This is a genomic window from Streptomyces sp. NPDC002328, assembly GCF_042890065.1.
Lineage (GTDB): Bacteria > Actinomycetota > Actinomycetes > Streptomycetales > Streptomycetaceae > Streptomyces.
The window spans coordinates 37,957-57,241 of record NZ_JBIARQ010000009.1 but is presented as its reverse complement, the minus strand read 5'-3'; the positions used below and the strand labels follow the sequence as shown (position 1 = coordinate 57,241).

Here is a 19,285-nt window from a genome sequence, read left to right as displayed (position 1 = left end):
GGCGTTTGGAGTCACGCTGGTGGGACTCGAACCCACGACCCAGGACTTATAAGATCCTCGCTCTGCCAACTGAGCTACAGCGTGTCAATGTTGAGTTGTGGGGGCCGCGCCCCGCCGGGGCAGCGGGGGGAGCGCGGGGCGCGGCCCTTGGGTGACGGCCGGAGAGGGGGAGGTCTCCGGCCGCCGGTCTAGGGATCAGCGCCGGGTGAGGAGCAGGAGCCGCTTGTGGGCCTTGCTCTTGGTGTCGTCGTCGGCCCCTTCGAGGGCGGCAGTGGCGCGGGCGATCTCTTCGGTCATGGACTTGGGCGGGCGGCGGGGGGTGACGTGGTCGAGGTAGCCGGTGATGGCGCGTTCGGCGGCGTAGGCGGTGCGGCCGACGCGTTCGGTCTCGGTGCGGAAGGCGTCGTCGAGGGCGCTGGTCCGGGCGGCGTGGTTGGTGCGGGTGCGGTCCGACGCGTCGTCGTCGAGGGGCCACAGGTCGGTGATCGCCTGGTGGAAGTCGGCGACGGCGATGTCTGTGCGGGCGAGGGCGGTTTCCTCGGTGGCGAAGTGGTCGAAGTACTTGATCGACAGGCCGAGGGTGCGGCGGGCTTCCTTGATCTGGGAGGTGGCTCCGGCGGTGTGGCGGACGGCCCAGCGGGTGACGGCGTCGCGGACGGCGAAGCGTTCGGTGTTGGCGCAGACGGGCCGCCACGGGGTGACGATGCACTGGAACTGGCCGTTGCCGGAGTGGTCGTTGATGACGGCGACGTAGGGGACGACGGTGTCGTTGATGCCGTCGGCGTCCACGGTGACGGTCTCGGGGAGGCGGATGGAGATGAACACCCTGCGCCCGCCTCGGATGACTCCGGCGGACTCCCAGACGACGTCGAAGCGGCCGACCAGTTCCTGGAGGAACTCGAAGCCCTGCCGGTTCTGGATCGGGGCGTAGCGGCGGCCGACGACGCCGAGGGGTGAGCCGGTGTCCTCGCGGACGGTGTGGAACTGGTCGGGGTGCTCGCGCAGTTCGCCGTCCCACCGATAGAGGGCGGGGACGGTGGTGACGGTGAAGTCGAGGCCGCCCTTGCTCAGGACGTCGTCGATGTCGGTGGTGCCGCCGGGGATGATCTGGCCGAGGCCGTGCCAGGCCGGGGACGACGCGTACAGGGCGATCGTGCCGTCGGCGCGGGAGTCGAGGCCGTGGTTCGCGGTGATCGCGGCGATCTCGCCGAGGGAGTTACGGGAGACGGTGAAGGTCTCGCCTCGGTCCCAGCCGGTGAGGACCTCGAAGCGGTTGCCGCCGAGGGGGCGGATCTCGCCCCGGTCGATGCGGGCCTGGAAGGCACGCTCGCGCTGGCGGGCGGTCTCGATCTGGCGGGTCTTCTCGGCGGCGAACGCGGTGTTGACGTCGGTGGTGGTCACGGGTGCCCCCTCCCGGGGTTGGACAGGACGGCTCAGCCGCAGGCGGCGGAGCGGGTGATGGACTGGCGGCGGGCGTGGATCAGGCCGCTGATCTCGCCCCACGGGTCGATGAGCGCGAAGCGAACGTCGGGGATACCGGCGTCGTCGAGCGCCATGCAGATCAGGCAGGGGCAGGGGATGGCCAGCCACAGGCCGTGCGCGTCCGCGATGGAGCCGTGGTAGACGACGAGGTCGCCGGGCGCGATGAGGTCGATGGAGCGGAACAGCGTGTCGGACATGACTCCCCCCTCTACGGGTGGCTGCGGACGGGGCCGCCGGGCGGGGTCCACCGCATGGAGTCGGCGCTGCCCGGCCAGCCCGCCGGGGTGCGACGGGTCTGTGCAGGGCGGGCAGCGAACTGTCCGGCGGTGGAGCCGTACAGCTCCCAGGCGGACGTCAGGATGTGCGTCTCGGTGGACCGGTAGGCCATGACCCTGCGGAAGCGGCCGTGGATCACCCGGAACGCGGTGCTGGGCTCGTGTCCGTACGCCTCGCGGTAGAGGCGGGCGGCGACGCGACCGAGCGGGCTGCCGTACGGCCAGTCAGCGGGGAGTCCGCGCCGGACGAGGAACTCGGCGACGGTGATCCGTCGGCTGATCTGTGCGGTCACGGTCAGCACCCCCTGTGCGGTGAGGGGATCGGGACCAACCCCCATGTCAAATACTGTACGAGAAAGTACGAGACTCCACAATGGGTGAGTCGCACTTTCTTTGACAACTTCACCACCCCCAGCACCTGTTGGCCGACACCCCGGCGGTCAGCGCGCGGGCGCGCGCGACGTCGTCAGCAGGTACAGGCGACTCCCCTCGTACCGGGCCGGACGGCCGGTGTCCTCGTCCACGCAGCCCGGGTTCACGCACCAGGCGCGCGGCCGGTCGTCGTCCGGCCGGCAGTGGATGGCCGCCGTCCCGCACACCAGGCACACCACCCCCCGCATCAGCCGGGACGGGGCCTGCAAGCCGAGGATCGTCCGGCACGTCGAGTGCCAACGCCCGACGGTGGACGCGACCTCACCCACCCGGCCCGTCGCCTCAGCCCCCGCGGGCAGCGCCTTCAGTGCCCGGTCCCAGCGCTGCATGTGCGCCGACGCCCGCAGCTCCATGTCGAGGATCCGCGCCTGCGCCTTGATGGCGGTCGCCCAGTGCACGGCATCCAAGGAGCCCGGCGGGCGGGAGCCGGGCGTCGACCGTCCGCCGGCCTGGCGCGGCTGGGCGGTGCGCAGCGCGAGCTCGTCGAGCCGGGGTATGAGGCCGGGGCCGCCGTCGCCGGGGCGCTCCTCGTCGCCGGTCCAGCGGTCAAGCAGGTCACGTACGAGTTCGTCGAGGGTGCTCACCGAGCTACCTCCTGCATGAGGGTGAACAGCTCTTCGATCTCGACGGGGTTGAGGCGGTCCCACTCGCCGAGGGCGTACCGCAAGCGGACGTCGATCTGGGCGGCGACGGCGGCCTCGATCCAGTGAAGGGCCATCTCACGGGCCTCGTCGGGACTCAACTCCCCCTTCATGGAGCCGCGGGCGACGTGCACGTACGGCCGGCCCGTCCTTGCACCCGCGACGGCCTTGATGCGCAGGGCGGACTCGCCGGAGGGAGCGGGCCGGCGTCCGCGCACCTGGGAGAGCACGGTCGCGAGCACTTGGTCATCGGCGCCGAAGTCCTGGCGGAACGTCTCGATCAGAGCGATGTCGGTCTCCGCTGCGATGGCGGCCGCCATCAGGTCACGCGCGGTCGTGAGCACGACGGGCGGGGCGAGCAGTACGCGGAGGGCCCCCCACGTCATGAGGCAGGCCGCCTTGCCGTCGTCGTCGGTCGTGGACCGGATGACGCACACGTACCGCTCGTCGGTGTCATGCCTCTGCACGGCGATCTTCCTCTTCTTCCATGTAGGGGTAGCCGAGGTAGTAGCCGACCCAGGCGGTGACGATGTAGGTGTGCGAGCGGCACGGCATGCAGATGGCGTAGACGCGACCGTCGTCGATGAGGGGCTGGCGGACCTGCACCCGGCCCTCCCTGTCGAGCATCTGCGTCTCGAAGACGAAGCTGATCGGCTGCCACTGGTGTTCGCCGTCGGGCGTCTTCGGGCAGCGCAGTGGGCTGCCGCCGTCAACGCCGCCGTCCCGGAGCGGCCGGTGCCGGGTCTCGGTGCAGCCGCGGATGCCGCAGCGCTGCCACCGCGACGTGCCGCCAGGCAGCCAGTAGTGCCGCTCGTGGGGCTCAGCCATCTGCGGCCTCCGGCTGCTTCACGACCAGGAATGATTTCCCGCAGCCGTCGTTCGGGCAGTGGATGACGTCGCCCCAGGCGTGCCGCGGGCGGGGCACCTCAGTCAGGTCAACGCCATCAGGGATCTCGCACCGCTCGGAGCAGTCGATGCGGCGGGGCTCAGACATCGGTGGCCTCCGTCTCGTCGACGGAGAACCCACGGGCTGCCCGCTTGGGGTTTTTCGGCCGTTCCGCCTCGAAGCTGACGACCAGCCCGGTGTCGTCGCCCTGGACGTGGACGTCGCCGGTCCGTACACCCCTCGCGGCCAGCCGCGCCCGGTCGTGCTCAGCGACCGCCACGGCCTTCTCCACCTCGGAGTGGTGCGCCGGCGTCTTCAGCGTCCACTCGTGCCGGTCGACGGTGACGACCCGCTTCTCAGCTTCCATCGGTGTTCTCCTTACGTCGTGCGTGCCAGACGCGGCGGCACCAGCCGCACACGTCGCCGGCGTCGGGGTACAGGGCACCGCTGCCTTCGGCCGGCTCTTCGCCCGCGCGAAGCGAGCGGCGCAGGCCGGGGCAGTTCGGGTAGATGTGGTCGGTCGGCCCCATGGGTGCGAGGTACCAGGGGGTGACCGAGTTCTCGGGGCCGTGCCGGTCCCGCAGGCCGGCGTCCGCGGCGGCGAGCGCGACCTCCAAGGCGGCCGGGTGCTGGGCGATGACGTCGCCGGGGTGCGCGGTCACAAGGCCTCACCCGCCGCGCGCCGCAGCTGCCCGTACAGGGAGCGCCCGCTGAGCCGGTCCTCGATGTGGCCGTCCCGCCCGGGGCCAGGTTCGGCGGCGCCGTTGATAGCGCGGGCCACGGCGAGGGCGTGGCGGTCGGGGCCGATGGGGGCGATGTGCATGGCGACCTCGGCAGCGGAGTCCAGCCAGTCGGCGAGGGCTTCGCGGGCGCGCAGCAGGACGCGGATCATCTCCAGCAGTTCGCGGCTGTCGCAGTCGACGCGGCGCCCGTCGCAGTTACGGTTGTCGCGCAGCCGGGCAGCCGCAGCGCGGAGTTCCTCGGTCGGCATGCTCATCGCTCGCCGCCCGTCGTGGTCAGCCAGTCGGCGGGCGGGGCGACACGGAGCACCGCGGTGCGGTCCTGCGAGGCGGGCCAGTCCGGGTCGGCCGGGTCCAGGTACTTGTTGCCGTCCTCGTCGCGGAGGTAGGCGGTGTAGCGGATGACCATCCCGAACGCGGAGTCCTCGATCACCATCTCCGAGTGCACGGGCACGTCGCTTGCGTCGATGCTGTTCGCCCGCAGCCAGGCCTGCACGTCGGCCAGCAGGCCCGGCTGCTGGACCGTCCTCTCCCACAGCTCGTTGCAGTCGATGACGAGACGCTCGCTCACGGGCGGGTCACCTCCAGCCGGCGGCGGCCGCCGCGGTCCTGCTGCGTGGGCACGACGTGGTAGCTGACGGCGCGCAGCTCGGCGGTGATGGCGTCCAGTTGGTCGGCCTCGCCGGGCCCGTCCCAGTAGACGGCGGCCATGCGGGGCCCGGCCTGGGCGACCCGGATGCCGGGGTCCCAGGTGCCGGCCTCGAACTCGGAGAGCTCGAAGCCCCGGGCCTCGAGGAAGTTCTGCACGTGCGGGGCCTTGATGCGCTGAGCCATGGTCAGGACTCCCGGTAGCGGACGGAGAAGCCGGGCAAGCCAAGGCCGAAGTCCGGGTCGGCTGAGGCCGGGCGCAGCGGGGCGCGCAGCTCGGTCTCGTCGACGCTGCACATCGGCTCGCGCGGGGAGAGACCTGCCGGGACTCCGGTCCAGCGGAACGGTTCGTCGCAGTCGTGACAGCGGACCTTGATGTCGGCGGAGTAGCCGACCACCGTGGGGTCGTCGTCGGATGCGGTGAGCCGGTTCACCTCGACGAAGGCGTCGAAGTTCTCGTGCGGGCACGGGCGGTCGGGGTTCGCCACGGTCAGGCCTCCATTTCGTGCGGGAGGGTGCAGCGGGCTTCGGGATCGGCAAGCCAGGCGTCGAGGCTTCCGCCGTTGGCGAGTACGGCCAGGACGCGGGCGTGCTTCTGCTTGACGTGCACGCCGAGCTCGCTGCGAATTATCTGCGGGCCGCCGGTGCAGTACGGACATGCCTGACTGTCGTTGGCCCCGAACTGGTCGGTGCCGTCCAGGGCGGCGCCCCAGCGGTCGAAGTCGCTGGGATGGACGGGGTTGGAGATGTAGCCGACGGTTGTGCGGGTGGTCTCGTCGTACACACGGCGGAAGGCGGCGATGGCTTCCCGAAGCGCCTGGGTCAAGGTGTCCCGCCCACTGCGGGTGATGACCGTGGTCGGGGCGTCGACGCCCAGGATGTGCACGGGATCCATCGCTGGACGGCTGGTGGTCTCCTGCTGGGTGATCACCGGGTAGACGGCCACGGTGTCGGACCAGTGGAAGCCGTTCTCGTCGACGTGGTCGCCGCGATGCTGAGCAGCGCGGATGCACCGGCGCGGGCCGGTGTCGTGGCCGTGGTACTGGGCGCTGCACTCAGCGGCCGGCCCGACCTCGTCCACCCCGGCCGGCTCGCTGGCCTGGGCGGTCGGCTGCAAGTGGACGACTCCCCCGGCCGCGGCTTCCGAGTCGTCCAACTCGTCGCGCAGCTCGGCGCCGGCGGTCCGCACGAGGAACATCGCGGATCCGTGAGCAGCCGACCACCGGTCGGCGAGCACGTAGGCCCGACCGGCAGCACGCTCAGCGCGGTCACGGCCGCGGGCAGTGTGCTCGCGCTGGCGCACGAGCCGCGCCAGCAGCGGCGTGAGGGCTTCCGCGAAGCGGGCGCAGTGGCTCTCCGGGTGGTCGACGACGTCCTTCCGCTCCGTCCAGGACTCCAGCAGGATGCGCTCGATCTGGGCGCGCCAGTAGGTGAGTTCGGTGTCGGTGCCGAGGATGGCGGGCGGTACGTCGAAGGCGTCGACGACGGTGGCGAGGGCCTTGCGGCGGGCGGCGGCTATGTCGTGGGCCCACAGAATGCGGGTGCGGCCGCCGTGTCCGTGGACGCGGTCGAAGGGGGCCGTGCCCTTGTTGTGCCAGACGTCGGTCTTCGGCTCGTGCATGGGCGGCTGGTCCAGCCAGTGGGTGACGACCCAGCCGTCGGAAAACCGGGCGCCCTCGGCGACGATGCCCTCGCCGGAGATGCCACTGACGTCCTCGTCGCGCTGGACGACAAAGGTCTCGGGGAAGGTGGGATGGCTGCTCATTCGCTGTCCTGTTCGGTGGTGGTGCCGAGCGCGGTGATGGCCTGGCAGGTGGCGAGGTCGGCGGCGGTCTGCCGAGCGGCCCGGCGCCGTTCGCGTCGGGCCTCGCGCAGGTCGACGATGCGGGCGGCCGCGGCGTGGACGGTGAGGGCCAGGCCGACGATGGCGATGAGGCTGAGGACGGCGGCGAGGCCTCCGATCGCGGCGACGGCGAGGACCTGGTTCTGGGTCACCGCGGGCTCCGCTCGCGGCTGGCGATGACGACGGCGTACACGGCCGCGCCGGCGAGCATCGCCCCGCCGAGGAGCAGGGCGAGCGCGGCGACGGTGCGCTCGCGGTAGGCGGCGTCGGCACCGCCGAGCAGCGCGCACAGGGCGAGCAGCCCGCAGAACCAAGCGTCGGACGCGCCGAGCAGCAGGACGAGCACGGCGAGCAGGCCGGCCGCGAACGCGAGCCAGACGAGGGTGGACATGGGGATGCCTTTCATGCGGTGGCGGGTGCTGTGCGGCGTACGCCGTGGAAGCGGCGGCGGAGACAGCGGAGTCTTCGGCGGGTGTCGTCGCCTCCGCCTCCGTGCCACCACAGCCACAGGCAGACGGCGCAGGCGCTGGCGTTGAGGAGCGCCCACAGCCATTCGCCGCGGTTGATGCTGCTGAGGCTGATCAGCCCGTTGCCGAGTCCCATCAGCCCGTTGACGCGGTGGGCTGGCAGGCGGCCGGTGAGGCTGGCCGCCATGCCGCACAGGACGAGAGCGAGGCCGGCGGCACTCAGGATGGACACGGTGGCTCCGGGGGTTCGTAGGCGTCGAGGGGCGGGAGGGTGTTGATGTCGCGGACGCGGCCCTGGTCGACGAGGGCCCGGCCGGCGGTGACGTCGTCCGCGGTGCGCAGGGCGTCCTCGTCAGGCGGCTTGTCTTCGGCGCAGGGGCAGTAGCCGTAGGCGTCGCAGCCGCCGCGCGGGCAGGTCGAGGTCACGGCACCCCCAGGTCGAACAGCACGCCGTGGTCCCAGGCCCGTGGCGAGGTCGGCGGGATGGCCTGCGTCGGGCGGCAGACGGCGCAGTCGCAGAGGTAGCGGCACACCCTGTCGGCCAGCCACACCGGCACGTACAGGGGGCGCTTTGGTCCCGGTGGCCGCCACCGTGCCGGGGCACGCAGGTGCGTTGCCGGGCCGTAGCCGAGGGGCCGGAACGGGGCACACTCGCCGTCCCCGCCCGCCCGTGTCACCAGGGCCCGTTGCCGGTCCTGGAACCTCCGGCAGCGATCGTGCTGCCCGCTCCGGCACCAGGTGCACGGGAGTTGGCAGACGCAGATCAGCCGGTCGTCGGACTGGTCGGGGCCGCACCACCAGTTCGTCTCGTTGGCGTCGTGGTAGCCGATGATGACGTGCTCGAATACCCAGGCGGCCTCGGCGTTCTTCACACTGCCACCGCCTTGCGGGCGTTCTTCGCGGCCGTGTTCGCGTCCCGGCAGCGATGGCACGCGGGTAGGAGACCGCGCCGACGGTGCACCCAGTAGCCCTCCGGCGTGCCGCACTGGCCCGTCCAGTCGGGGGTGGCGGCGGGGTCGTCGATGGTGTCGTCGTCCCATGCGCCGACCGGTGGCCACTGATTAGTGCGGCCCTGGTTGCGGGCGCGGGAGGCGGCCTGCGGGTGCACGCCGTGTTCGAGCGGGTCAGCGCGCCATAGCTCGTCGTACAGGGCGGCGACGGAGCGCGCCGTGCCGGGGAGCACCCCGGCGGCGTTCGCGTGCAGCAGCGCACCGAAGTTGCCAGGGATCATGCCGAGCCGCCGGGCGAGCTGGGCTTGCGGCCAGCCACCGGCGATCAGGGCTTGGAGCCTGCGGCGGGTGCCCGTGCCGTCGACAGCGGTGGCGAGGTTCTCTGGCACCGCCTGAACGGCCAAGAGCTTGGCCGCATTGTCGGGGCGCAGTCCCTTGGACGGGCCCCTTCCTCGATAGGCCGCCCCGTACAGCAGCTTGCTGACGACACTGGCGGGGACGCCAGCCAGCTTGGCGACGCGCTTCCAACCGATGCCGTACGCCTCCAATGCGCGGACGTGCTGACGGACAGGCTCGGCGTCGACGTACGGCTGCCAGCGGCCGTACGCCTGGAGGCGGCTGCGCTTGTTGTCTTCGCTACGGTTGGCCCGTTTGCACTTCGGGCAGCGGCACTTCTCCACCACGTACTTGGCGCGGGTACCGTGCTCGCGGCGGCTGAGCGGGGCGACGTAGCCCGGCTGCATGTCGCGATAGTCGGGCAGGCGCAGAGCCCGACGGGCGTCGCTAACCTTGACCGGGTGGACGCCGGTACGGCGTGAGACCTCCGCATTGGAGAGGCCTTCACGCAGCAGCTCGGCGACGTCGGCGCGGACCTTCATGACGCCGTGGCCATCCGGTCGTGCGGCAGCAGCCCGAGCCGCTCGCGGACGCGCCGCACCTCGAGGACGCTGACGCCCATGCGGCGAGCGATCTCCAGGTCGGTGCAGGCCTCAGCCCACAGCCGGTACACCCGGCGCTCGTGCGGCGTGCCGCCCTTCACGCGCGGGGGCTTGGGCGCCTGCACGGCCGGCTGCTGGGCGGGTTTCGCTGGGGCCGGGGGCTGGTCGTCCTGGCCGCCCGGTGTGCGGGCGCGCCCGGCGTTGTCTCGTTCCCGCATGACCTCGCCGCTCCAGCACTTGGAGTCGATCGGCTCGTCCAGCCACAGGTGACGCAGCAGCGCGAAGTGGGTGCCGCAGCGCTCACCACCGGTGAACGTGATCGGTGCCGAGTCGCCCTGGCGGTGGAAGGACTCGGGGTCCAGCCGGTGCCGCTCGGAGTGGGTGAGGCCGGCGGCGACGCTGTCCCGCTGGTCGCGGTGCAGGCCGCGCTCGGAGGCCTTGGTGTAGGCCAGGCACTGGGAGCGGACGGGGCAGCGGGCCACGCAGATGGTGCGCGCCTCGTGGTCGCGGGCCGGGGCGTCGAAGATCTTGCGCTCGTCACGGCAGATTGCGCGTTCCATCCAGTCGTAGCGGCGGGCCGCGGTGTCGGGAACGGATCCGGTGTAGTTGCCCATGGGTCACTCCGCCGCCGGGGTCTTGGAGCCCTTGGGGGCCTTGCGGATGGTGACCTTGCGGTCGCGGCGGCGGACGGCGGAGGCGAGGTGGTCGGAGACGCGGAAGCGGAGCACCTGGTGCGCGGGCACGATGACCGGCTCGTCGTTCTGCGGGTTGCGCCTCTTGGCCTGCTTCACACGGCGCGAGGCGAACGTGACGAAGTTCGTGACGGCGACGTCGTGGCCGGAGGCGGTGGCGCGGGCGATGACGTCGAACGTGGTCATCACCGTCTCGCGGACCTGCGCCGGCGGGACACCGAGATCTGCCGCGACGACGGCGATCAGGGCGGTGGTGTTGAGGCGGGACTTGATCGGGGTGGGCTTCTTCTTCACGGTGTGCTCCAGGCAGAGGTGGTGGTGTTGCCGCCCGCCGCCCGGCCGGTGGCATCCGGGCGGCGGGCGGGGTGAAGGTCAGCTCGGCTTCGAGGTCGGGCTGATGGCGAACGGCGCGCGGTGCAGCGGCATGGCCACGTCCGACGGGGTGGGCGTCGCCGGGATCGGGACGGCCGTCACCGCCAGTACGGGCCGGACAGCGGCCAGGAGCCGCGCCCTCAGTTCGGCGTTCGCCTCGCGCAACTGCCGGGCCTCGTCCTCGGCGTCGGCGACGAGCCGTTCGGCTTTGCCGAGCAGCGCGCGAACCTGCCCGTAGTGGACGGCGAGCTTGTCCCGCTCGTCACACACGCTGTCGAGGAGCTCCGCCAGTTCGCTGGCGTCGGCCTCGGCGCGGGCGGCCATGGCTCGCAGTTTCGAGCGGGGCACGGTGTAGCGGTGCAGGCCGCGGCCGGCGGGGGCGACCGCGTAGGCGACGGCGGCCGTGCCTCCGGTGCCGAGGGCGAGGAATGCGTATTCGATCATGCTGCGCCGCCCTTCGCGGGCCAGCGGCCGAACGCCTGCGCCTCGTCGAACTGCGGGCCGCCGGTCGCCTCCCGCAGCTCGCGGTAGGCGCCTTCGTTCGCGGCCTGGAGGTCGGCCACTCTCTGCTCCAGGCGGCGGGTGCGGGCCTGCTCAGCGGCGAGCTGGGTGCGCAGTCGCTGGGCTTGCGCCTCCTCGAGGCGGATGCGCAGGCGGCGCACGATGCTCGGTGCGGTCATGAGGGTCTCCGGGTGGTGTCGGGGGTGGCCGCGTCGAGGCGGCGGGAGAAGGCGGCGAAGTCCTCGGTGAGGCCGGAGGCGAGCGACGCGGCGAAGTCGTGTGCGGTGACCGCGGCCGGGTCGACGTAGCGGACCCACAAGTCGGCCCCGTCCTGGGTGAGTTCGGGTCGCGCCTCGAAGCTGCCGGCCGGACGGTAGGCGGCGAGGTCTCTGCCGGTGCGGACGTGGAGGGCGGCGTCGGCGGCGCTGGCCCGGCTGCCGTACGTTCCGGCCAGCACCCACTGTCCGGGCATCTCGCGTGCCTGTTGGGCGGCGTGCTGGTGGTCGACCCGGGCGCGGGCGGCGGGCCTGCTCACGGCTCGTCCCGGTCCAGGCTGGCGGGCGTCCGTACCACGTGCTCGCACAGGACGCCGGTGGCGACGTCGTAGTCCTGGGCGCGCGACCAGTTCGCGTGAGGGAACGCATCACGCAGGACGATCGCCGCCTGGTGGTGCAGGCCGCCCTCGAACATGGGGACCTCCCGCCCGGTGCTGCCGATGACCAGGGCGACCCAGCGTTTGCCGTTCGGCCAGTTCACCCGCGTGATGCGGATCTCCTTGACCTGCCGGCCGACGAGGGTGAACAGCCGCTGGTCCAGCGCCCTTCGGGTGCGGGCGTCGGCCTCGAACCGGGTCGTCGTGGCGCTCACGGCTCACCGCCGGGGTGGAAGCAAGAGTGCACGTCGTTCATGAGCCGCTCGTAGGCGGCGCGGGTCGACGGCTGCCAGCGGCGCTCGGGGCCGGCGTGGGCCTCGCGGAACCAGCGGTCGCACACGGCGAGCAACAAGACTTCGCGGTCGGCGTCGCGGGCGGCCAGTCCGCCGTCGGCCGGGGTGACCTTGTCGGGGTGGTCGGCGGCGAGCTGAGCGAACGCGGCCTCGAGGGCGGGGGCGTCCAGCGCGTGCCGGTCGGGGTCGTGCAGCGGCAGCGCGTCGTGCAGCTCGGCGAAGTACGCGTCCTGGGCGCGGCGGGAGCGCCGCAGCCTGAACGCCTGCCAGCGCTCACGCAGACGGTGAGGGTGGTGCCCGGTGGTGCGACGGCCGATGTGCATCGTCGCGGTCATCGCCATCGCCTCCCTTCAGGAACAGTCGGATTCGGATCTGTGGTGCAGGGCCGCCCGTGCGGCGGCGGCCCCGCGGTGTGCGGTCTCGGGCCCGGGTTGGTCGCGGCGGTGGCGCCAGGGTTCCGGGCGGGCGGCGAGCAGGTCGGGGGGTTCGGCCTGCGGGTCGGCGATCAGCTGGGCGACGGCGACGATCAGCCGGCCGACCGACATGTCCTCGCGGCAGCGGATCTGTGCGAGGACATCGCGGAGTTGGTCGGTGGCCCAGTCGGGGCGTGCGGCTGCGGCCAGGGCGAGCAGCTGGGCGGTGGCCGGACGGGGGACGTCGGTCATTGCGGCCTCCCTGGCGGCAGCACGTAGGGGGCGGTGATGCCCATCTGCCGCTCTCGGTCGTCGAGTTCGGCGGCCAGGCGGCGCAGCGCCACGTCGGCGGCACGCGTGTCTGCGCAGCCTGCGCAGGGCTGCCCGGTGTGCCAGGTCCGGCCGGACTCGCAGGCGGTGAGGCCGCAGCCTCGGCGTACGACGGCCGTGCCGAGCAGCCACCGGCCCGGGTCGCGGATCGTCTCCGTCGACGCGAGGCGGAACGCCAGGCGCTGGCGCAGCCGTTCGGGCTCCTGGCCCTCGTCCAGCTGGCGACCGATCTCCCGGGCCAGCGCGCGCACCACGTACGGCGACAGGCCGGGCAGCAAAGGCTTCACCGGTTCGAGGACTCGCCAGATCCGCGGAGCGAGAGTCAGCTGCGGCCCGGTGTACGGGCGGCGCAGCGCGGCGGGGAGCGGAGGGTTTTCCACAGGCCCGCGCGCTACCTCCTGCACTCGCCTACGGCGGATACCCAAGACGGCAGTAGGCGGTTGATCATCCGGTGAGTCAGTCTGGTGGTGTTCCTCTGATAGCGATCCCTCACCAAGATCCCCACCCGACCCCTCTCCAGTGTCCGCAGTCAGCGCCGCCTGCACCGGCTCGTCGTGGACGGTGTAGACGTGGCGGCCCCGATATCCCGCCCGCCGGTCCACGCTGATCCATCCCAGGTCTTCCAGACCTCGCAGGATCCGCCGCACCGAGCGCGGGTCAAGGGACTCGCCGGCGTGCTTGCCAGACCGGTGGCGCAGCACGCGCCCCAGCTCGCTCAGGGTGATCTGCACGCCGGTCGCCGTCGCGTACGACAGGGCGGCGTAGCAGCGCAGCTGTCGCGGACTGAGTGACTCGCTGGCGCGGGTCGGCACCCAGCCGCCGTGCTCACGCTGCGGGTCGGTGGCGCGGATCCGGCGTACGGCTGTCTCGCCGTCCCCTCCGGGGAGCGTGCGCTGCTGGCTCGTCAGCTCCACTATGTCGTCGGCCGGGTCCGGCCTCATGAGCTGCGTCAGCGCCCGCTCGACAGTGGAGCGCGCCAGCCCGAGCAGCCCGGAAAGGTAGGCGACCCCCGCCTCACAGCCGGTCCGCTTCCGGTCCAGCGCCGCGATCTTCACGTACACGGACACGGTGGCGTCGTTGTACAGGCCGGCGATCACACGTAGCGGAACACGAACGCGCTGGGGCATGGGGGTCACCTCCTCTCGGGTGGCGGGGGCCAGGGTGGTCAGTCGTCGAAGAGCAGCAGGGTCGCGATGCCGAGCCAGGTGAGGACGGCGGCGATGACGGCAGCGAGGGCAGCGAGGTGGTCGTCCGCTGTGAGCCCGTAGGTGATGCCGCCGGAGATACCGCCGAGCGCGAGGCCGGCGAGGAACGTGGGCATCGGCTCAGTCCTCGCTGTCGCCGCGCGCGCCGTCGAGGCCGGCCGCCAGGCCGTCCGCGACGGTCTTCATCTCGTGCAGGACCTCGGAGACCGTGAGGCCGGAGGTGTGCAGGACACGGCGCGCGTACTGCGCCCAGTGGCCTATCGCGGCCCGCAGGCGCGCCGTCTCCAGGTAGGCGAGCTGACCACCGGTCAGGCGCAGCGTGGACTCGTCCAGTTCCAGCTGGCCGTCGTCGTCGAGGGTTCCGCGCGCGGTGCGCTGGAGGTGCAGGAACCTGAGCGCCTCCCGCACGTAGCCCTCCTGCGCCTCGTTGGGCAGCTCCAGGGAGACGATGCGGACCCGGACCGACGCTTCCTTCTCCGTGCCCGGCGCGGGCTCGGTGCGTTCGATCGCGGCGAACTCGCCGATGAACAGACGCCGGGAGGCAGGCACGGAGTACACCGGCCGGATGTGCGGCTCCAACGCCTCCTGCGCGCTGGCCGACACCTTCGCGTCGAACTTGAGCTGGGTCACGGGGTGGGCTCCTTCAGGAAGTCGGTCAGGCGCCAGACCTTGATGACGGCACCGGGCGTGCGCAGGGCATCGCCCCAGAGCACGAAGACCTTGGAGGTGGTGAGGCTGGCGACGACGCTGTCGTCGGCGAGGACCCCGGCGTCCTTCAGCGCGTCCTGGGTGGAGCGGACGAGCTTGTCCAGGTCGGGCTTGCCGGTCGGGTACGGCGGCGCGCCCGGCTTCAGCAGGCCGGCGTTCTTGCCCGTGCCGTAGTGGTGCTTGGGCCTGCGCAGACTGAACTGCACATCCAGCCACACCGCGTCCGCCAGCGCCGTCCAGGCGTCGTCGTGGTGGAGGGCGTCCAGCGCGGCCGTCTTCACGGCCTCGCGCCACGGCTTCACCTTCGCCGACGACTCGTACAGCGCCCCGGCCGCGTTGCGGTTCTTCGAGCCCTGCGGGCCCGGCGTTCCGTACACGGTCAGCTTCAGAGCGGGCGCGGTCATCGGGACTCACCCCGCAGCAGCTGGATGTGCCACCGCTGGCCGCACTGGAAGGGCCGGTGATGGGTGCCCGGGAACATGCCGCGCGCCGCGCGCTTGGCTTCCCGCCGGGTGCGGTAGGTGGCCTTGCCGCAGTTCGGGCAGAGGCCAACGGTCAGCTTGTCCGGATGGGGGGTGAACGATCTCCTCGTCTTCACGACGGCTCACCGCCGTTCGCCCGCCGGTCCAGCACGTCGGCGGCTGCTTGGAGGATCTCCGCCAGCATCGGTCCGGGCGGACGCTGCATGATCGCGAGGGATCCGACTGAGGCGCCGGCCGCCAGCAGCACCGTGGCGAGGTCCTGCTGCGAGACGTCTGTGAATTCGGTGAGCCGGTCCGCGAGAGCGGCGGCGTAGCGTTCGATGATCTCCAGGCGCGGGTCCCCCGCGTTCCGCCGCATCTGCTCCCGCAGGACATCCAGTGCTCCCTGCCGGCTCCACTGCTCGCTGGTCACGGCCCGGTAGCCGCGCGCCGTGAGGTCACGCACCGCGGCCTCTTCGGCCTCGTTCCGGTCCACGAACTCGCCGGCCCCGCCGTCGGCGCGCGGGAGGTTGGGCTCCACAGTGATCTCCTGGTCTTCGGGGTTGCTGACGGGCGGCAGCAGGCGGGCGGTGGGGGCGGCCGGGCCGGAGGCTGTGACGTGGGCCTCCGAACCGGCCGGGTTCCCGTACGGCGCAGGCGGGGTCAGCGGAGCGTGAGTAGCGCGACGCTGCTCGCCCGTCTTCGCTCCCGCGGCACCGGTCCTGTCCTCGGTGGCGGGCGACGTGAACGACGTACGGGACGTGGGGGTCCCGCCGCCCGCAGGCAGGGTCACCGGGGCGGTACGGACGGGCCCCTCTCCTGCCTTCGCTTCCGCGGCAGCCTGCGTGCCCATGGCGGCGGCGGATGACGTGAACGGGCGGCGGGTGGTCATGGCAGCTTCACCGTCCGAACGGTGATGCCGGGGGTGGGCGCGGTGCGGACGTGGTCCGCGATCTCGCGTATCTGCTCAGCCCAGCTCGGGGACATCTGACGGGGGGTCTGTCCGGCGAGCGCCTTGAGGACGTCGCCGTGGACCGTGTCCAGCGTGGTGACGGGCTCCGGCAGAGACTCGATCTCCAGCAGGCCGCGCCAGGTGTTGTCCGGGTTCCAGCCGGTGACGACGACGCGCCCGGCGTACGGCTGGATGGGAGCGCCGAGGGCGGCGAGCACGCACGAGCCGACCACGTTGCGCGGGTAGCGCTTCGGGTAGATGAGGCCGACGTCGTTGACCCAGCCGGCCACGGCGAGGCCGGGCAGGTTGACGCGCGCCTTGCTCTCGGGCCCGATGAGCGCGGCCCAGTCCAGCGGGCCGTCGTGGTGGGAGAGTTCACCGTCGGCGGTGATGGTCGCGTACCTCATGACGGCGTCCCTGCCTCGGTGGTTGGGGTGGGCTCGCCGACGTAGCGGGCGGTGACGAACCAGTGGCCTCGCTCCTGGCGCGCGGCCAGGGCCTCGAACGCACCGGCCGGCTGGAACGGTTTGAGCAGTCCCTTGCGGATGCGCCAGACCGCGTTGGAGGCCCCGCTGTAGGAGGTGTAGGGGCCGATGTCCTGGGTGTCACCGGGGGCGGCGCGCAGTTCGTCTGCGGCCTCGCGGTACACCCGGATCCATCCGCTGGTGCTGAACGCGGGGGGCGGCGGGACTTGCTCGGGGACGCGCAGCTCGGGCAGCCAGCCGTGGTGTACGGCGACGGCGGCGGCGTGCGCGATGTTGTGGACGCCGAGCTTGGTGAAGAGTTCGGCGGTGATGTTGTGCACGACGCTCGGCGAGAGGTCGAGGTTGCGGGCGGCGGTGCGGTGCGTCTCGCCGCTGGCCAGCTCGGTCAGGACGGCCCGCTCCCGTTTGGTGAGCGGGCAGTGCACCGGGTCGGGCCGGTGGGCGGCGATGGTCTTCTCGATCGCGTCGAGGGTGACCAGGTCGTCGTCGCCGGAGGCGGCGCCCCACAGGTCGTCGATGAACGCGGACAGCTGGTCGGCGTCGAGGGCGGCCGCCCAGGGGAAGGTGCGGTCGTCAGCCACGGCGCTCACCGCCCTGGCCGGACTCCAGCTGGCGGATGCGGCGCTCCAGGCGGCGGATGTGGTCGCGCTGGCGGCAGACTTCGCCGAGGTAGCGGGGCAGCGCGTCGCGGGCGTAGGCGATGAACTCCACGACGGGGATCCGCTCGTTGTCCGCCCAGGTCTCCAGGAAAGCGATGGGGCCGACCTGGTCGGGCAGGCCATGGTCGGACGGCTCGACCTTCCACGGGCCTTTCGGCAGGCGGAGGATCATGCGCTGCGTCTCGACCAGCTCGTCGTCGGTGAGGGGCTCAGGCATGGCGGCCGTCCTCGGCGTCGAGCGCGGCGAGGACCTGGCGCAGGACCTCACACAGGCCGCCGAACTCGCGGGCGATGACGAAGGAGTCGACGACGTCCAGGTCCAGGGCGTTGGCCTCGTCGAGGACGTGGCGGGCCTGGGCGCGGGCGATGTCGAGCGGGGGCACGAAGGCCGGCCGCGTGGGTGCGAGGTCGGTGTATGCGATGCTGGTGTGCATCGGGTCCACCTCTTCTTCCTCTCAGGGGGACGGTGGGCCGAGGGTCCGCCGGGTGCACGGCGGGCCCTCTTCGCGTTCAGGTGCCGGGAGGTCTGGGGGCCCGGCAGCGGCGGCACTCGAACCGCCACACGGGGTTGCGGTGGTTGCACGTCCCGCAGAGCCAGCGGCAGACGACGCCGACGGCGGCGCGCATCAGGCCGCTGCTCGCTGCGCCGGGGCGGGCAGCGCCAGGTGGCCGAGCAGGACGACGAGGCGCGCGATCTCCGTGTCGGTCAGCCCGCACACGGGGCACTCGCCCGGGTCGGTGTTGTGCTCGCACGTCTCGTCCCAGCCGGCCTGGAAGGCCTCTTCGGCGGTGCGGCATATCCGCCCGGCCATCAGGAGGCCGGCCTTCGCGTCTGGGCCTGGGCGTGGAACTCGGCGTCGTCCTCGGGGAGCAGGTCGGAGATCTGGCAGCCCAGCACCTCTGCGACCTTGGCCAGCGTCTCCGGGCTGAAGTTCGCCTTGCCGAGGGAGACCGCGTTGACGAGCTGCTTGGAGACGCCGACCTTGCGGGCAAGGGCGGTCTGGCTCAGGCCCGCTTCCACCCTGCGCCGCATGAGCCGCTGGGGGTCTATCGGGGTTCTCATGTATCGGACTGTATGTGACTGAGTCGGACAGTACAAGCCACTACCGGCCAGTAGGTTGCACTTTCTTTGACATTCAGTTTCGGCCGCGTACTGCGATCGTCCGAGTGTGGAGGTTGTGTGTGGAGCCCTAGGCAGAGGCGACCCTAAGTTCGGTACAGTCCAAGAAAGTCCAACACGGAGAGGGCAGGGGAGCACGGCCATGGGAGCACCGGCGACACCCCCACCGCCGGAGGCGACGCTCATCCGCCTCGTACGGGAGGCCTCGGGACTCAGCCCCGAGACCGCGGCGGCACGTATGGAGATCAAGTTCAGCGGCAGCAGGTGGCGCCAGATCGAAAAGGGCTACCGCCGAGACAGCGACACCGAGGTGATCGCCCCTGACGCGACCCTCGCTCACATGTGCTGGACGCTGGGCATCACCTCAGACCGCCTCGCCGAGACCGGCCGCACGAAGGCCGTCGAGATCCTGCGCGAGATGGAGCGCGCGAAGGCGCCGACGCCGGCACCGCCCGAGGCGGCCCCGCTTGCCGAGCTCGACGAGTGGCAGCAGCAGGTCATCCTCAACACGCTCGACAACCAGCCCCGCAGCGACCGAGAGAAGGCGCTCCTCCTACGCACCCTCGCCGCGAAGATCGAAGCGGCAGCGGACGACGGGGACGACGGCGACAACGGCAGCCCGCCCCGGCACGGAACCGCAGGTCGTAGCGCTTCGTGAGGCGTTGACCAGAGCTATGTCACGACCAGATCACGATCCGCATATATGCATGTGACCTAGTCAATTTTTGACGCATCCTCAATCCCTATACGCACAAAGTAATCACCCGTGTGCTGCTCGTAGGGGATGGGAATGATCGCAATCATTCTCGCGGGCGCACTCGGCGCAACCGCTCTGATCGTGTATCTGCTCTTCCGGCGGCTGAGGCGACTCAGCTGGCAGCTCACACAGCTACGCGTCGAGCGCGACAGCGAAACGATTCTGCACGCAATCGGGATCCGCACCGGATCCGCACCGACAGGGACCGCGCTACCCACGCCGGTCCGCCGCAAGCGACACCTGAGCCTGTACATCGGCGGCATGTCCGCCGGTGCGGTCTGGCTGGCGAGCCGTTGGCACAGACGCCGCCCAGCCCTCGTAGCCAGCGGGACCGCCGCAACTGCGGCGGTTGCGGCCGCGGCCCTCTACCTGGCGACGACCAC

Annotated in this window: 40 protein-coding genes and 1 tRNA gene; 1 reads left to right on the top strand and 40 read right to left on the bottom strand. The window is 71.8% G+C overall.

The window, feature by feature from the left end; genetic code table 11:
- Positions 1 to 11: 11 nt before the first annotated feature.
- From ACFYX4_RS22815 to ACFYX4_RS22620, 40 genes are all read right to left on the bottom strand, one after another.
- Positions 12 to 84: transfer RNA gene (locus tag ACFYX4_RS22815), tRNA-Ile, on the bottom strand.
- A 111-nt stretch (positions 85 to 195) separates the two neighbouring features.
- Complete coding sequence (locus tag ACFYX4_RS22810) at positions 196 to 1,401, bottom strand: DUF932 domain-containing protein (protein ID WP_389336175.1); 1,206 nt, start codon at positions 1,399 to 1,401, stop codon at positions 196 to 198.
- 32 nt (positions 1,402 to 1,433) lie between these two features.
- Positions 1,434 to 1,679, bottom strand: coding sequence for a hypothetical protein (locus ACFYX4_RS22805; protein ID WP_389336173.1), 246 nt, complete (start codon positions 1,677 to 1,679; stop codon positions 1,434 to 1,436).
- An 11-nt stretch (positions 1,680 to 1,690) separates the two neighbouring features.
- Positions 1,691 to 2,095, bottom strand: coding sequence for a hypothetical protein (locus tag ACFYX4_RS22800; RefSeq protein ID WP_389336170.1), 405 nt, complete (start codon positions 2,093 to 2,095; stop codon positions 1,691 to 1,693).
- Positions 2,096 to 2,197: 102 nt separating this feature from the next.
- Positions 2,198 to 2,773 carry a hypothetical protein gene (locus ACFYX4_RS22795; protein WP_389336167.1) on the bottom strand — a complete coding sequence of 192 codons (576 nt, stop codon included), beginning with the start codon at positions 2,771 to 2,773 and terminating at the stop codon, positions 2,198 to 2,200.
- A complete protein-coding gene (locus ACFYX4_RS22790; RefSeq protein ID WP_389336164.1) occupies positions 2,770 to 3,297 on the bottom strand; it encodes a hypothetical protein in 528 nt (175 codons plus the stop codon). Before ACFYX4_RS22790 ends, ACFYX4_RS22795 begins: the two co-directional genes overlap by 4 nt.
- Complete coding sequence (locus ACFYX4_RS22785) at positions 3,284 to 3,658, bottom strand: hypothetical protein (protein ID WP_389336161.1); 375 nt, start codon at positions 3,656 to 3,658, stop codon at positions 3,284 to 3,286. The genes ACFYX4_RS22790 and ACFYX4_RS22785 overlap by 14 nt, the downstream gene beginning before the upstream one ends.
- Before the next feature lie 158 nt (positions 3,659 to 3,816).
- Positions 3,817 to 4,083: a hypothetical protein gene (locus ACFYX4_RS22780; RefSeq protein ID WP_389336158.1), complete on the bottom strand. Its 267-nt coding sequence runs from the start codon at positions 4,081 to 4,083 to the stop codon at positions 3,817 to 3,819.
- A complete protein-coding gene (locus ACFYX4_RS22775; RefSeq protein ID WP_389336155.1) occupies positions 4,073 to 4,378 on the bottom strand; it encodes a hypothetical protein in 306 nt (101 codons plus the stop codon). The genes ACFYX4_RS22780 and ACFYX4_RS22775 overlap by 11 nt, the downstream gene beginning before the upstream one ends.
- Positions 4,375 to 4,713 (bottom strand): hypothetical protein, encoded by a 339-nt coding sequence (locus ACFYX4_RS22770; RefSeq protein WP_389336153.1) that lies wholly within the window; start codon positions 4,711 to 4,713, stop codon positions 4,375 to 4,377. Before ACFYX4_RS22770 ends, ACFYX4_RS22775 begins: the two co-directional genes overlap by 4 nt.
- Positions 4,710 to 5,027 carry a hypothetical protein gene (locus ACFYX4_RS22765; protein ID WP_389336150.1) on the bottom strand — a complete coding sequence of 106 codons (318 nt, stop codon included), beginning with the start codon at positions 5,025 to 5,027 and terminating at the stop codon, positions 4,710 to 4,712. Before ACFYX4_RS22765 ends, ACFYX4_RS22770 begins: the two co-directional genes overlap by 4 nt.
- A complete protein-coding gene (locus ACFYX4_RS22760) occupies positions 5,024 to 5,290 on the bottom strand; it encodes a hypothetical protein (protein WP_389336147.1) in 267 nt (88 codons plus the stop codon). The genes ACFYX4_RS22765 and ACFYX4_RS22760 overlap by 4 nt, the downstream gene beginning before the upstream one ends.
- 2 nt (positions 5,291 to 5,292) lie before the next feature.
- Positions 5,293 to 5,592, bottom strand: a complete 300-nt coding sequence (locus tag ACFYX4_RS22755) for a hypothetical protein (protein ID WP_389336144.1) — start codon at positions 5,590 to 5,592, stop codon at positions 5,293 to 5,295.
- A 2-nt stretch (positions 5,593 to 5,594) separates the two neighbouring features.
- A complete protein-coding gene (locus ACFYX4_RS22750; protein ID WP_389336141.1) occupies positions 5,595 to 6,869 on the bottom strand; it encodes a hypothetical protein in 1,275 nt (424 codons plus the stop codon).
- Positions 6,866 to 7,099 carry a hypothetical protein gene (locus tag ACFYX4_RS22745; RefSeq protein ID WP_389336138.1) on the bottom strand — a complete coding sequence of 78 codons (234 nt, stop codon included), beginning with the start codon at positions 7,097 to 7,099 and terminating at the stop codon, positions 6,866 to 6,868. The genes ACFYX4_RS22750 and ACFYX4_RS22745 overlap by 4 nt, the downstream gene beginning before the upstream one ends.
- Positions 7,096 to 7,338 (bottom strand): hypothetical protein, encoded by a 243-nt coding sequence (locus ACFYX4_RS22740; protein ID WP_389336135.1) that lies wholly within the window; start codon positions 7,336 to 7,338, stop codon positions 7,096 to 7,098. Before ACFYX4_RS22740 ends, ACFYX4_RS22745 begins: the two co-directional genes overlap by 4 nt.
- Before the next feature lie 11 nt (positions 7,339 to 7,349).
- Positions 7,350 to 7,646, bottom strand: a complete 297-nt coding sequence (locus ACFYX4_RS22735) for a hypothetical protein (RefSeq protein ID WP_389336132.1) — start codon at positions 7,644 to 7,646, stop codon at positions 7,350 to 7,352.
- Positions 7,634 to 7,840: a hypothetical protein gene (locus ACFYX4_RS22730; RefSeq protein WP_389336129.1), complete on the bottom strand. Its 207-nt coding sequence runs from the start codon at positions 7,838 to 7,840 to the stop codon at positions 7,634 to 7,636. Before ACFYX4_RS22730 ends, ACFYX4_RS22735 begins: the two co-directional genes overlap by 13 nt.
- Entirely contained in the window at positions 7,837 to 8,286 is a 450-nt protein-coding gene (locus ACFYX4_RS22725) for a hypothetical protein (RefSeq protein ID WP_389336127.1), read from the bottom strand. The genes ACFYX4_RS22730 and ACFYX4_RS22725 overlap by 4 nt, the downstream gene beginning before the upstream one ends.
- Positions 8,283 to 9,242: a hypothetical protein gene (locus tag ACFYX4_RS22720; protein WP_389336124.1), complete on the bottom strand. Its 960-nt coding sequence runs from the start codon at positions 9,240 to 9,242 to the stop codon at positions 8,283 to 8,285. The genes ACFYX4_RS22725 and ACFYX4_RS22720 overlap by 4 nt, the downstream gene beginning before the upstream one ends.
- Positions 9,239 to 9,916, bottom strand: a complete 678-nt coding sequence (locus tag ACFYX4_RS22715; RefSeq protein WP_389336121.1) for a WhiB family transcriptional regulator — start codon at positions 9,914 to 9,916, stop codon at positions 9,239 to 9,241. Before ACFYX4_RS22715 ends, ACFYX4_RS22720 begins: the two co-directional genes overlap by 4 nt.
- Positions 9,917 to 9,919: 3 nt before the next feature.
- Positions 9,920 to 10,288 carry an HU family DNA-binding protein gene (locus ACFYX4_RS22710; RefSeq protein WP_389336118.1) on the bottom strand — a complete coding sequence of 123 codons (369 nt, stop codon included), beginning with the start codon at positions 10,286 to 10,288 and terminating at the stop codon, positions 9,920 to 9,922.
- Between the two features lie 78 nt (positions 10,289 to 10,366).
- On the bottom strand, positions 10,367 to 10,810 hold the full coding sequence (locus tag ACFYX4_RS22705) for a hypothetical protein (RefSeq protein WP_389336115.1): 444 nt from the start codon (positions 10,808 to 10,810) through the stop codon (positions 10,367 to 10,369).
- Positions 10,807 to 11,046, bottom strand: a complete 240-nt coding sequence (locus ACFYX4_RS22700; RefSeq protein WP_389336111.1) for a hypothetical protein — start codon at positions 11,044 to 11,046, stop codon at positions 10,807 to 10,809. Before ACFYX4_RS22700 ends, ACFYX4_RS22705 begins: the two co-directional genes overlap by 4 nt.
- Positions 11,043 to 11,402, bottom strand: coding sequence for a hypothetical protein (locus tag ACFYX4_RS22695; RefSeq protein ID WP_389336108.1), 360 nt, complete (start codon positions 11,400 to 11,402; stop codon positions 11,043 to 11,045). The genes ACFYX4_RS22700 and ACFYX4_RS22695 overlap by 4 nt, the downstream gene beginning before the upstream one ends.
- Entirely contained in the window at positions 11,399 to 11,734 is a 336-nt protein-coding gene (locus tag ACFYX4_RS22690) for a hypothetical protein (RefSeq protein ID WP_389336105.1), read from the bottom strand. Before ACFYX4_RS22690 ends, ACFYX4_RS22695 begins: the two co-directional genes overlap by 4 nt.
- Entirely contained in the window at positions 11,731 to 12,147 is a 417-nt protein-coding gene (locus ACFYX4_RS22685) for a hypothetical protein (protein ID WP_389336102.1), read from the bottom strand. Before ACFYX4_RS22685 ends, ACFYX4_RS22690 begins: the two co-directional genes overlap by 4 nt.
- A 15-nt stretch (positions 12,148 to 12,162) precedes the next feature.
- Complete coding sequence (locus ACFYX4_RS22680) at positions 12,163 to 12,477, bottom strand: hypothetical protein (RefSeq protein WP_389336099.1); 315 nt, start codon at positions 12,475 to 12,477, stop codon at positions 12,163 to 12,165.
- Positions 12,474 to 13,682: a hypothetical protein gene (locus ACFYX4_RS22675; protein ID WP_389336096.1), complete on the bottom strand. Its 1,209-nt coding sequence runs from the start codon at positions 13,680 to 13,682 to the stop codon at positions 12,474 to 12,476. Before ACFYX4_RS22675 ends, ACFYX4_RS22680 begins: the two co-directional genes overlap by 4 nt.
- A gap of 38 nt (positions 13,683 to 13,720) precedes the next feature.
- Positions 13,721 to 13,876 carry a hypothetical protein gene (locus ACFYX4_RS22670; RefSeq protein ID WP_389336093.1) on the bottom strand — a complete coding sequence of 52 codons (156 nt, stop codon included), beginning with the start codon at positions 13,874 to 13,876 and terminating at the stop codon, positions 13,721 to 13,723.
- 4 nt (positions 13,877 to 13,880) lie between these two features.
- Positions 13,881 to 14,390: a hypothetical protein gene (locus ACFYX4_RS22665; RefSeq protein ID WP_389336091.1), complete on the bottom strand. Its 510-nt coding sequence runs from the start codon at positions 14,388 to 14,390 to the stop codon at positions 13,881 to 13,883.
- The gene (locus ACFYX4_RS22660) at positions 14,387 to 14,872 is read right to left on the bottom strand and encodes a RusA family crossover junction endodeoxyribonuclease (protein ID WP_389336088.1); all 486 of its coding nucleotides are present in this window, start codon (positions 14,870 to 14,872) and stop codon (positions 14,387 to 14,389) included. Before ACFYX4_RS22660 ends, ACFYX4_RS22665 begins: the two co-directional genes overlap by 4 nt.
- The gene (locus ACFYX4_RS22655; protein ID WP_389336085.1) at positions 14,869 to 15,066 is read right to left on the bottom strand and encodes a hypothetical protein; all 198 of its coding nucleotides are present in this window, start codon (positions 15,064 to 15,066) and stop codon (positions 14,869 to 14,871) included. The genes ACFYX4_RS22660 and ACFYX4_RS22655 overlap by 4 nt, the downstream gene beginning before the upstream one ends.
- Complete coding sequence (locus tag ACFYX4_RS22650) at positions 15,063 to 15,821, bottom strand: hypothetical protein (protein ID WP_389336082.1); 759 nt, start codon at positions 15,819 to 15,821, stop codon at positions 15,063 to 15,065. The genes ACFYX4_RS22655 and ACFYX4_RS22650 overlap by 4 nt, the downstream gene beginning before the upstream one ends.
- On the bottom strand, positions 15,818 to 16,288 hold the full coding sequence (locus ACFYX4_RS22645; RefSeq protein WP_389336079.1) for a hypothetical protein: 471 nt from the start codon (positions 16,286 to 16,288) through the stop codon (positions 15,818 to 15,820). Before ACFYX4_RS22645 ends, ACFYX4_RS22650 begins: the two co-directional genes overlap by 4 nt.
- Positions 16,285 to 16,947 (bottom strand): LuxR C-terminal-related transcriptional regulator, encoded by a 663-nt coding sequence (locus ACFYX4_RS22640; protein ID WP_389336076.1) that lies wholly within the window; start codon positions 16,945 to 16,947, stop codon positions 16,285 to 16,287. Before ACFYX4_RS22640 ends, ACFYX4_RS22645 begins: the two co-directional genes overlap by 4 nt.
- Positions 16,940 to 17,242, bottom strand: a complete 303-nt coding sequence (locus ACFYX4_RS22635; protein WP_389336073.1) for a hypothetical protein — start codon at positions 17,240 to 17,242, stop codon at positions 16,940 to 16,942. The genes ACFYX4_RS22640 and ACFYX4_RS22635 overlap by 8 nt, the downstream gene beginning before the upstream one ends.
- Entirely contained in the window at positions 17,235 to 17,459 is a 225-nt protein-coding gene (locus ACFYX4_RS22630; RefSeq protein WP_389336070.1) for a hypothetical protein, read from the bottom strand. Before ACFYX4_RS22630 ends, ACFYX4_RS22635 begins: the two co-directional genes overlap by 8 nt.
- A gap of 192 nt (positions 17,460 to 17,651) precedes the next feature.
- Entirely contained in the window at positions 17,652 to 17,837 is a 186-nt protein-coding gene (locus tag ACFYX4_RS22625) for a hypothetical protein (protein ID WP_389336067.1), read from the bottom strand.
- Complete coding sequence (locus tag ACFYX4_RS22620) at positions 17,837 to 18,088, bottom strand: helix-turn-helix transcriptional regulator (RefSeq protein ID WP_389336064.1); 252 nt, start codon at positions 18,086 to 18,088, stop codon at positions 17,837 to 17,839. Before ACFYX4_RS22620 ends, ACFYX4_RS22625 begins: the two co-directional genes overlap by 1 nt.
- A gap of 199 nt (positions 18,089 to 18,287) precedes the next feature.
- Here ACFYX4_RS22620 and ACFYX4_RS22615 point away from each other — a divergent pair, with 199 nt between their 5' ends.
- Entirely contained in the window at positions 18,288 to 18,803 is a 516-nt protein-coding gene (locus ACFYX4_RS22615) for a hypothetical protein (RefSeq protein ID WP_389336061.1), read from the top strand.
- Positions 18,804 to 19,285 lie beyond the last annotated feature (482 nt).